Genomic DNA, 10897 nt, shown 5'->3' with positions numbered 1-10897 from the left:
CCGCGTGGGTGCGGCCGAACTTCTGGTACGAGTTTCTCGGCGATCCGAAGACGAAGTTCTCATCCGCCACCGGCTTCATTCCGTTCGCGGCCGACATGGGCGGCACCACGTTCGAGATCAACACCGGCTTCTCAACCGACATCGGCGACGGCGCAGCGATCTATGCCAACGCATCGTACCTCGTCGGCATCGGCGAACACGCTGACGGCAACGCTTACGACGGCAAACTCGGCGTCAAAGTCGCCTGGTGATGGCTGGCATCCGCTGGCAAGGTGACGGTATCGCCAACTTGCGATCCGGGCGATCCGCGCGATTGCATCGTTTGATTTGGTGAAGCGACGCTGGCGGTGGTTGCTTAATAGATAGCTCAATCGGTTGCAAAGCTGCGCAGCCGGCGCTGACCGGGCGGCGCTTAACCATCGCTGCTGCGAAGGCGCCATTTTTCTGTGGCTGCTCATGGTCTCTGTTAAACGGTGACGCGACAGAGATCTGCACAACACGGGCCTTTCATACATGCTGGCAACCCTCATTTTAATCGCGGTGTTGACCGTTTGGCTTCTGGTAAGCGGGCAGCTCACGGCATTGAAGGAGCGCCTTGCCAAAGCCGAGGCCGCGATCCGCGCTCTTGAGCTTGAGCTGCAAGGCGCCGGTGTGCTGACATCGCGGGCAGCTGTAGAGCCCGAACCGCTTGCCGACGAGCAACCGGTGCAGGAACCGGCCGCCGTAGAAGCGGCGCCAGAGGCTTCAGTTCCGCAAGCTCCGGTTGCGCCCGCTCAGCCATCGCCCGTAACGGGACAGCACGATGTGCATGCGCCCGGCTTTGAGGAACGGATCGGCACGCGCTGGGCAGTGTGGGTTGGCGGCGCGGCGCTTGCCGTTGGTGGCATCTTCCTTGTCAACTACTCCATCGAAGCAGGGCTGATCGGCCCGACAACCCGCGTTGTCTTAGGTGCCCTGTTTGCACTTGCGCTCGTGGGTGCAGGCGAGTGGATGCGTCGTGGCGAACGTACGCTGCCGATGGATATTGTGCCGGCAGCGCATATTCCCGGCATTTTGACCGCAGCGGGAACGATGGTGCTGTTCGGCACTATCTACGCCGCCCACGCGCTTTACGGGCTAATTGGTTCGGGGACGGCGTTCGTGCTGCTCGGCGCGGCGGGATTGACCACAATGCTGGCATCGGCGTTGCATGGCCCGGCGCTTGCTGGCATCGGCCTCGTTGGCGCCATGTTGACGCCGCTGCTTGTCAGTTCGTCGGAGCCCAATCCCTGGGCGCTGGTTATCTTCCTGGCGATTATCAGCGCTTCGGCGCTTGGGCTTGCCCGCATGCGCCGCTGGTTGTGGCTGGCGCTGATCAATACGGCGGGCGTTGTGTTGTGGGGCCTGGTGCTTGCGCAGCCAGCTGAACCGTGGGTTTCGGCAGCGTTCGCGCATGCGTTGATCCAGCTCGCACTGGTCAGCGTTTGCTTTGCGGTTGCGCCGCATGCACAAGCTTCCGACGCTCAGTCGGAACCGGACTGGATCGCGGTTGCTTCACTGGGCGCGCTGACGCTGCTGGTGACATGGGTGCTGGCTGTGGCCGCTTCCTCGGGCGCCGATGCCGGATGGATTTTGTTCGCCGCTGCTGCGATGGCCATTCTGGCTGCGACGGCATGGCGTTCAGCGCCATCGGCGGCAGCGTCGGTGTTCGCAGGCGTCGTGGCGATCGCCGTTGCGTTGCTATGGCGCGGCGTTAATGCACCGCCGCCGGATTCGAGCCTGTGGCCTGCGGTGGGCGCGATCATGCGACTGCCTGACGTGCTGCATGTTTACTTCCCGTTCGTGGCGTTCTCGTCGCTGGCGGTTTCACTTGTCGCCGCAATGCGCCTGCACAACGGGTGCGAACTGCCGATTGCAACCGCAGCGCTCTATGCGCTTGCGGCTACGGTGCCGCCGCTCGCCACGCTGACGGTTGCATATTTGCGCATCACGCAGTTCGACGGCTCGATACCCTTTGCGCTGTTTGGGCTTGTGCTGGCGTTTATCTTCGCCGATGCCGCCAACCGATTTCAGAACAGTGAAGGCGATCCGCCCGCAGCTGTTCCGCATCTGGCGGCTGGCGCGTTCGCCGCTGCTGCGATCGCTGCGCTGTCCTTCGCGCTCGTGGCGATGCTCGACCGCGGCTATCTCACCGTGGCGTTCGCGCTGTCGGCCCTTGGTGTTGCGTATGTTGCCACGCTGAACCGCATTCGGGTGCTTCGCTATGCTGCTGCGGCGCTGGGTGTCGTGGTGATGGGACGTGTCGCGTGGGATCCCGTCATCATGGGCAGTGACGTCGGCTCCTGGCCAATCTTCAACTGGCTGCTTGTCGGCTATGGCGTTCCAGCGGTGTGCTTTGCACTTTCCGCCCGGCTGTTGCGCCGTGATGGCGATGATTTTGCGGTCCGCTGTGCCGACAGTCTAACCGTTATCTTCGCCGGGCTGCTGGCATTCTTCCAGATCCGCCACCTGATGAATGGTGGCGATCCGCTGGCGGATGGATCGAACCTGATCGAGCAGGGGCTTATCACCTTCGTCAGCCTTGGGTTCGCCGCTGGCTTGCTGCAACTCGATCTGGGGCGCGCCAATATTGTGTTTCGGGTTGCGTCCTATCTGTTCACCGGTTTGGCGATTTATAGCGCCATCGTCGGCTTGGGCTTGGCATGGAACCCGTACATCAGGGGCGAGCCGATTGCTGGCGGTTGGATCATCAACGATCTTCTTCTCGGCTATCTGTTGCCGTCACTGATGGCGCTGTATCTGGCGCGTATCTCGCGCGGCGTGCGCCCGCGTTGGTACACGGTCAGCGCTGCTAGTCTTTCGTTCTTGCTGGCGTTTCTCTACGTGACGCTGAACGTGCGTCACCTGTTCCACGGCGCCAACATAGGCTTCATGCTGCCGACAACCGACATGGAGCAGTGGGCCTATTCGGTTGCATGGCTGGCGCTCGGGCTGGTGCTTCTTGTCTACGGTATCTGGCGCGGGTCATCGGAGGCGCGATTGGCGTCGGGCGTGCTGGTGTTGATGGCGACGCTGAAGGTCTTCCTGTTCGATCTTTCCGGCGTCGACGGGATCTGGCGGGCGCTGTCCTTCATCTGCCTTGGCGTTGTGCTGATCGGCATCGGGCTTGCATATCAACGGGTGTTGTTCGCCCGGCCGCGTCCGCAAGGCGAGCTTGCCGGAGGTGGCGAGCCGACGGGGGCCTAACCGTGCGGTTCCTGCGTGCCTGGGCTGCCGCTGCGGTAGATTTTTCGCCGCACGTCCGGAACAGTGATTTATACATGGCCTAAACAACATAGCGTTTCTGGGGGGATACAACGATGACGCTTTCAGCGCCGCTCGGCGATGCGGGATCGGGCGGCCCGGCGAAGCGGGCGTTCTATTCGCACCTTTATGTGCAGGTGCTGGTGGCCATCGCGATCGGTGTTGCACTGGGCCATTACTATCCGGAATTGGGCGAGCAGATGCGCCCGTTGGCGGACGGCTTCATCAAGCTGATCAAGATGATCATCGGGCCGATCATCTTCTGCACGGTTGTGCATGGCATTGCATCGATGTCGAACCTGCGGGCTGTCGGCAGTGCCGGCATCAAGGCGCTGATATATTTTGAGCTGGTGACGACGGCGGCGCTGGCGCTGGGCCTTATCGTGGCCAACGTGTTGCAGCCGGGCGCGGGGATGAATGTCGACCCGAGCAAGATCGACGCCGCGTCGGTGGCCAGTTACGTCGACAAGGCGGAGCATCAAAGCACAGTTGAATATTTGCTCGACATCATTCCGCGCACGGTTGTGAGCGCGTTTGCCGAGGGCAATATTCTGCAGATCCTGCTGTTCTCGCTGCTGTTCGCTTTTGCGCTGCAGGCGACGGGTGCACGCGGAAAACTGGTGCTCGATCTGGTGGAACAGACATCGCAGGTGCTGTTCAACATCGTTGGCTACATCATGAAGCTGGCGCCGGTGGGTGCGTTCGGCGCCATGGCTTTCACCATCGGCAAATATGGCTTTGAGACGCTTGGTTCACTGGCCAGCCTGATGGGGGCGTTTTATCTCACCTGCGTGGTCTTTGTCGTGTTTGTGCTGGGGCCGATTGCCTGGTTTACAGGCTTCAGCATCTTCCGCTTCATTCGCTACATAAAGGATGAGCTGCTGATCGTTCTGGGCACGTCGTCGTCGGAGTCGGTGCTGCCGCGCATGATCCAGCGCATGAAGAGGCTGGGTTGCGAGGAGTCGATCGTCGGGCTTGTGATCCCGACCGGCTATTCGTTCAACCTTGATGGCACGTGCATCTACCTGACGATGGCGACGCTGTTTCTTGCGCAGGCAACGAATGTTGACCTGACGCTGGCGCAACAGCTCGGCATTCTGGGGGTGTTGCTGCTGACGTCGAAGGGTGCGGCGGGCGTTACGGGCTCGGGCTTCATCGTGCTGGCGGCAACGTTGGCTTCCACGCACACGATTGACGTTGCGGCCATGGCGTTGATCCTTGGCATCGACCGGTTCATGTCGGAAGCGCGGGCGTTGACGAACCTGATCGGCAACGGCGTTGCCACGGTGGTTGTGGCGCGCTGGGAAGGTGCGCTGGATGTCGACCGGATGCATGCCGAGCTGAACGGAGCAGGCAAAGCCGAGCGCACGGCCTGACACGCATCAGAGGGATGGTTGCTGAGCGACCCAGCGTTGATAAGGCCTAGGGACGCAAGGCCAAGGCGCGCCGGTTTGATGGTGATCAAAGCCCAATGGCCGCGGTTCATAGCGCTATGGCCGCAGGTGCCTGTGGGTGCTATCTGCGCTATGCTTGCCGGCCAAAACCTTCACCGCTGACGTTAATGCTTACGACTGGAACGATCCCGTGGACCTGCCTATCTGCGTCGCTGCGCTATACAAATTTCATCCGATTGCCGATTGCGCCGCTGCCCGCGAGCCGCTTGCCAAACTGTGCTGTTCGCGCGGCGTGAAGGGCACGCTGCTGCTCGCGCGCGAAGGCGTTAACGGCACCATTGCGGGTCCCGACGAAGCCATCGCCGAAGTGCTCGATCACGTGCGTGGGCTGGTGGGCGAAGACAATCTGGAGGTGAAGTTTTCACGGGCGAAGACGCAGCCGTTCTATCGCATGAAAGTGCGCATCAAGCGCGAGATCGTGACGATGGGCGAACCGGACATCGATCCGCGGCAGGATGTCGGCCAGTATATTCAGCCCGAACAGTGGAACGCGTTGATCCAGGAACCGGGCACGATCCTGATCGATACGCGCAACGATTACGAGGTGGAGGTCGGAACGTTTGCTGGCGCGATCAATCCGCAGACCAAAACGTTTCGCGAGTTTCCGGCCTGGTTCAAGGCTGAGCGTGAGCGGCTGTTGGGGCAGGGCACCGCGCCAAAGGTCGCCATGTTCTGCACCGGTGGCATCCGATGCGAGAAGGCAACCGCATATCTCAAGGCGCAGGGGCTGGATGAGGTTTATCATCTGCACGGCGGCATTCTGAAATATCTTGAGACGATACCTGCGGAACAGAGCCTTTGGGAAGGCGAGTGCTTTGTGTTCGACGAACGCGTGACCGTTGGGCACGGGCTGGAGCTCGGGCACTATGCGCTGTGCCGGGCGTGCCGGCGGCCACTGCGCGATGAGGATCGCACGTCGCCGTTGTTTGAGGATGGCGTGAGTTGTCCGGCATGCCATGGCGAGCGCAGCGATGAGCAGCGCGCCCGCTATCGCGAACGTCAAAAGCAGGAACGTCTGGCTGCGGAGCGTGGGGCGGCGCATATCGGTGCGAGCCCGAACGAACGGGTGGACGAAGAAATTTGAATGCGGGCGCTGTCTCGGCGCTGGGCGGTGCGCCGCCGTTGCCTGCCGAATGAAAGCGTGCAATTGCTCCTTGTAGGGACGTGTATATTTCATAAGTATTGCGCCAGCGGACTGGCGTGATGTGCGTTGGGGTTACGATATGTCGTTGCTCAGCCGTAAGAATATGCTGGCGATAGCTTTCGTGCTGGCTCTTGGAGCCGGATTGCAGGCGCAGGAACTCAGCGGCTTTCAGGCGCCTTCGGGAAACATTCATTGCATGCTGGAGGCGCTGGGCGATGTGCCGGGCGAGCCGGCCGTATTACGCTGCGATGTCATGCAGATATCGAACCGGCCACCCCGCCGTCCAGCCGATTGTGACGGCGAGTGGGGGCGGTCGTTCCATGTGGTTGCAGGCGCGGGAAGTGGCCTCAGTTGCGTCGGCGATACGGTGCGCAATGACGACTGGCCGGTGTTGCGCTACGGCGAGATGTGGCAGCAGGCGGGGTTCACCTGCCGCTCGGAGCAAACAGGTGTCACCTGCGCCAACGGCAACCTGCGCGGGTTCGTGCTCTCCCGCGCCAAGCAAACGCTGTTCTGACCTTTGATTTTCACGCTCTCCAAGGCCATTGCGGCATTGGCGCTGCGAGTGTGCCGTCAGGAATAGCCCGTGGCCGCCGCCGTGCGGATACTCAAGCCGGCGCTTCGTCCGCAAGCCGTCCCGTTGCTGCGCCCAGATTGCGATCGGGCAGGCGGCATTGGCAATCGCCATTGGCCAGAATCGCCATTGGAATGTCACCGTCGGATGACTCCAATGCCGGGTGCGAGCTGATAGAACATCTGCTCTGGTCAGAAGGTGTCGGGGTTTTCAATGTCCAACTTGCCCAAGATTCTCACGGTCATCGCGTTGAGTGTCATGGCAGTGTTCGCGGCCGGCTATTACGCCCTGACCGGAGCGCCCGGCCCGGATGGCAAGATCACCCTCGCGACCGGCGGGGTTGGGCACTACCACGAACTTGGGTTGGCCTATCAGAAGGCATTGGCGCCGTACGGCGTTGAGGTCGTTCTGCAGCCCGGCGTGGAGGGCTTTCGCACCCTGCGGGGCCTGGTTGCCGAACCGCCTGAGTTCGATGCAGCCTTCGTGAAGGGCGGTCTAGTCGGCAGCATGCAGGGACGGCTGGCCCGTGCCAAGGCGCAGGAATGGCAGAGCAAAGAGCTGGGCAAGCTGCGGGCGGCGGGCCGGCTGTTTTATGAGCCGATCTGGGTGTTTGTGCGCTCAGATTTCACCGGCAACACGCTGGCCGATCTGAAGGCCAAGAAAATCCTCATGGGCGCGCGTGGCAGCGGAACGCGCTTCATCGCTGGGCAATTACTGCGCGCCAACGGGGTTGATACTTCGCGCGATAACCCGTTGCTGATCATGGGTGATTTGTCGCCGGACGCCGCCGAGCTGGTGAGCGGGGAGGCTGAGGCTGCCATATTGGTTCAGCCGGCGGATTCCGAACTTATCCAGAAGCTGTTGCGGCTGCCGTCGATCCGGCTGATGGATTTTTCGCTTGAGGCCGATGCCTACGTCAACCGGTTTCCCTCGCTCAGCAAGGTCAGGCTGGATCGCGGCGCGGTGGAGTTTGAGCCGCTGATCCCCGCCAAGGACATCACACTGCTGGCGACCAGCGCCGTTCTGGTTGTTCGCGCCGATCTGCCGCCGTCGCTGGTCAGTCTGCTGACCCATGCGGCGCTGCATAATCCGCGGGCGCCGTTCGATAAATCCGGCGACCCGGTGCTGTTCCATAAGCCGGGTCTGTTCCCGCACCTGTCCGACCCGGAATATCAGGTGATGGAGGCCTCGCGTCAGGTCTACAAGAGCGGCGATCTGCCGGTGGCGCTGCGGACGGCTGCGCCTGCGGTGAAGGAAGCGGGCTTCCCCTATAAACTCACAGCCTTCATCTCGGATCACGGGGCTGCGACCGTGCTTTTCGTCATCCCCTCGCTGGTGATTTTGCTGCCGCTGCTGCGCTTTATGCCCAGCCTCTATTCGTGGACGGTACGGCGGCGGCTGATGTATTGGTACCGGCAACTCAAAACATTGGAAAGGCGCCTCGACAAATCGCCCTCGACTGTCCAGCGGGCAGACTATCTGGCGGAGATCGAGCGGATCGACAGTGGCGTGCGGCGCATCCGCTATCCGCTCTACTTTTCCGATCAGTTCTATCACCTGAGGCTGCATATCGATCTGGTGCGCCAGCGGTTGACCGAAATGCCGGAAGCACTGGCGCCCCGGATGGCTGCCGAATAACGCGTGTCAGTGCGGCAGCATTCGGTTTCTCCCGAACGGGCGTCCCAGGCGTGCCTTTATGAGACGCCACGATGCCGCGCAATGCTTTGTCCTGCGACGGATTATGGTATCCAAACCGTTGATACGTGGCGAGCGGGCGCTTTCGCCGTGGGTTTCACTTTGGCACAGGGCTTGCCTTGTCAGGGTTGAAGCCAGCCGCCCGGGCTGACTCACGAACTGGATGCCTTGCTTTCGATGAGCCACACTCTGATTTCACGCCATGGAGCAGTCGCAAGTCAGCGCCGTCGCAAGCGCCTGATAGGCGAGCTGCTGTCGGTCGCGATCGCGATAGGCGATGTGCTGTGCATTGTGGCGATGGCTGTGATCAGCGGCGTGGCCTATCACCAGTTTGTCTACGGCGGCCCCGGTGACGTCTATTCGTACATGCGCCTTGGCGGTGTGATCGCAACGGTGGTGGTGATCTCCAACCTGTTTCGCGGCGAATATCAGCTGGGCAATTTTCTCAGCGTTGCGCCCCACACGCGGCGGACGCTGCAACTTTGGAATATCACCTTTGTTGGCCTGCTGATTGTCGCCTTCATCGGCAAGGTCACCGACGATTATTCGCGCGGCTGGCTGCTGATGTATTTCTCCACCGGCCTTGCCGCGCTGCTGGTTCAGCGCCTCGTCGCGGTGCAGCTCGTGCGCCATTACACGGGCTCGCACGTCATCGCCACCAAGCGCATTTTTCTGATTGGCAATGCGGGTGAGATCGAGCGCTTTCTGGCGGAGCAGAAGCCGCGCCGTGGCGGCATCGAAATCGTTGGCTGCCGTTTTCTCAGCGCTGCGGTGCAGTCGGGCTCGGTATCTGAGCGCCAGCGCGCCCTGACGCGCGAGCTTGAGGCCGTCATTCCCAGCATCCGCCAGCTCGAGCCCGATGCGGTATTCATCCTCACATCGTGGGCCGATCAGTCCGTGGTGGAAGGCTGCATTGAAATGCTGCTGACGTTGCCGGCGGAAATCCATCTGCTGCCCGGCTACACGCTGGACAAGTACAGCAACGCCCGGCTGACCCGGCTTGGGCCGATTGCCAGCCTGCAGCTTGTGCGCCTGCCGCTGTCGCGTTTCGAGCTGCTGCAGAAGCGTCTGTTCGATATCGTGCTGTCTGCGGTTGGGCTGGTGTTGCTGGCGCCGTTGCTGGCGGCGATTGCCGTGCTCATCAAGCTCGATAGTCCGGGGCCGGTGTTCTTCTTCCAGCGCCGCTATGGCTTCAACCAGCAGCCGTTCCGCATTTTCAAATTCCGCACGATGACGACGCTGGACGATGGCCCCGTGGTGCGGCAGGCAACGCAGGGCGATGCGCGGATCACGCGTGTCGGCCGCTGGTTGCGCGCGACCAATCTCGATGAGCTGCCGCAGCTCATCAATGTGTTGAAGGGTGAGATGTCACTTGTGGGCCCGCGTCCGCACGCTCTGGCGCATAACCGCGAGTATGAGCATGTCATCGCGCGCTATGCCAGCCGCCACAACGTGAAGCCGGGCATCACCGGTTGGGCGCAGGTGCATGGCGTGCGCGGTGAAACCGATACGCCGGACAAGATGCAGAAGCGCGTTGAATACGACCTGTTCTACATCGAGCACTGGTCGCTCTCGCGCGATTTTCTCATCCTGCTGTGGACGGTGATTTCGCCGAAGGCCTATCGCAACGCCCATTGAGAAATGGATGCGGCGCGCGAGAACAATTGCGCGCGTCAGCCAATCCGGGTGCTGGCCCGATACCGTCCGAATGACTGCCGCGATGAGCGCGTGAACAGCGTGACGTCATATTCCTCCGGCGCCCCGCCCATGCCCGGCGACCCCATGGGCATGCCGGCTACAGCCAGCCCGATTGCCTCCGGCCGATCCTTCAACAGGCGCAACAGCGCGTCGGGCGGAACGTGCCCTTCGATCACATAGCCATCGACGATAGCGGTGTGGCAGCCGGCAAGATCCCTTGGAACGCCGAGCGTGTCCTTCAGAGCTTTGACCGACTTTGACTGGATCGCGTGCACTTCAAAGCCAGCGGCCTGAATGTGCTTGCCCCATTCGGTGCAGCAATCGCAATTGGGATCTTTGTGCAGCGTGACGGTGGGCAGGCTTTCATCCGCGGCGCGGGCGGTATGGGCTGCGGAAGCAATAAAACACGCTGAAGCTGCGCCGATTCCGGCAACCACTTTTCTGCGGGTGATCATTGCGCTTCCCTTGCCGCTGCATGCTGTCAGCAGGCTAGCACAAGGCCGGGATTGGTCCAGCGCGTCAGAGCAGCGACGCGATGAACCAGACAATGGCGGCCCAGAAAAGCGCTGTGGCAGCGACCAGCAGCAGAACCGGCCAACGCGATCGCATGCTGGTGACACTCTGAACCGGTATCACTTCGCCGGCGACAAGATCCGGCTGCACCGAGCACAGCAGGGCAGAGGCGCGGTCTATCTCGGCCTGGTAGTCCCGCTGGCGCGCAAGGGCGGCAATGTCGTAATGCGAATAGCCGCCGGGCCGCTGCTCTTTGGTGTCGCTTGCGGTGGCAGTCGGCTGTGCGGCAGCGGAACGGGGCAGCGCTGCTCCGCCAGCTTTGGAATCCGGGTTCAGTTCGATTTTCTCAGCCACACCGATACCGCCTTCGACCGATTGTCTGCGCGACGCTAAAGCGTTCCGTCCGAGGATGAAGCGCAAACGATGCGTACGCTTAAAATATCGTGCCGGGAATGCGGTAAAGCGCGGGGGTACAGTGCCGAGGCTTCGAGGCTATCTGCAGGCGAGGCGGCCTGATGGGCGGCCGCTCGCGAGAAT

At 61.8% G+C, this 10897-nt stretch carries 9 protein-coding genes; 7 read left to right on the top strand and 2 right to left on the bottom strand.

The genetic code is table 11. The features are described from left to right. From C6Y62_RS11490 to C6Y62_RS11460, 7 genes are all read left to right on the top strand, one after another. Positions 1-251: autotransporter outer membrane beta-barrel domain-containing protein (locus C6Y62_RS11490; protein ID WP_173953988.1), on the top strand; the 251-nt coding region annotated here is incomplete at its 5' end. A 331-nt stretch (positions 252-582) separates the two neighbouring features. Then, entirely contained in the window at positions 583-3225 is a 2643-nt protein-coding gene (locus C6Y62_RS11485; RefSeq protein ID WP_173953987.1) for a DUF2339 domain-containing protein, read from the top strand. Positions 3226-3338: 113 nt separating this feature from the next. Next, positions 3339-4658, top strand: a complete 1320-nt coding sequence (locus C6Y62_RS11480) for a dicarboxylate/amino acid:cation symporter (RefSeq protein ID WP_173953986.1) — start codon at positions 3339-3341, stop codon at positions 4656-4658. Between the two features lie 208 nt (positions 4659-4866). After that, a complete protein-coding gene (gene trhO / locus C6Y62_RS11475) occupies positions 4867-5820 on the top strand; it encodes an oxygen-dependent tRNA uridine(34) hydroxylase TrhO (RefSeq protein ID WP_173953985.1) in 954 nt (317 codons plus the stop codon). A gap of 139 nt (positions 5821-5959) precedes the next feature. After that, complete coding sequence (locus C6Y62_RS11470; protein ID WP_173953984.1) at positions 5960-6397, top strand: DUF6636 domain-containing protein; 438 nt, start codon at positions 5960-5962, stop codon at positions 6395-6397. 270 nt (positions 6398-6667) lie between these two features. Then, a complete protein-coding gene (locus C6Y62_RS11465; protein ID WP_173953983.1) occupies positions 6668-8092 on the top strand; it encodes a TAXI family TRAP transporter solute-binding subunit in 1425 nt (474 codons plus the stop codon). Positions 8093-8326: 234 nt separating this feature from the next. Then, complete coding sequence (locus C6Y62_RS11460) at positions 8327-9787, top strand: undecaprenyl-phosphate glucose phosphotransferase (protein ID WP_173953982.1); 1461 nt, start codon at positions 8327-8329, stop codon at positions 9785-9787. A 35-nt stretch (positions 9788-9822) separates the two neighbouring features. Here C6Y62_RS11460 and C6Y62_RS11455 read toward each other — a convergent pair whose 3' ends face one another. Together C6Y62_RS11455 and C6Y62_RS11450 are read right to left on the bottom strand one after the other, a co-directional pair. Further along, positions 9823-10302: a DUF411 domain-containing protein gene (locus C6Y62_RS11455; RefSeq protein ID WP_173953981.1), complete on the bottom strand. Its 480-nt coding sequence runs from the start codon at positions 10300-10302 to the stop codon at positions 9823-9825. Positions 10303-10366: 64 nt separating this feature from the next. Next, the gene (locus C6Y62_RS11450) at positions 10367-10714 is read right to left on the bottom strand and encodes a hypothetical protein (RefSeq protein WP_173953980.1); all 348 of its coding nucleotides are present in this window, start codon (positions 10712-10714) and stop codon (positions 10367-10369) included. Positions 10715-10897: the final 183 nt, after the last annotated feature.

Source organism: Hyphomicrobium sulfonivorans (genome assembly GCF_013306565.1).
GTDB classification, from domain to species: Bacteria; Pseudomonadota; Alphaproteobacteria; order Rhizobiales; family Hyphomicrobiaceae; genus Hyphomicrobium_A; species Hyphomicrobium_A sulfonivorans.
This window is presented reverse-complemented; position numbering and strand designations above follow the sequence as displayed.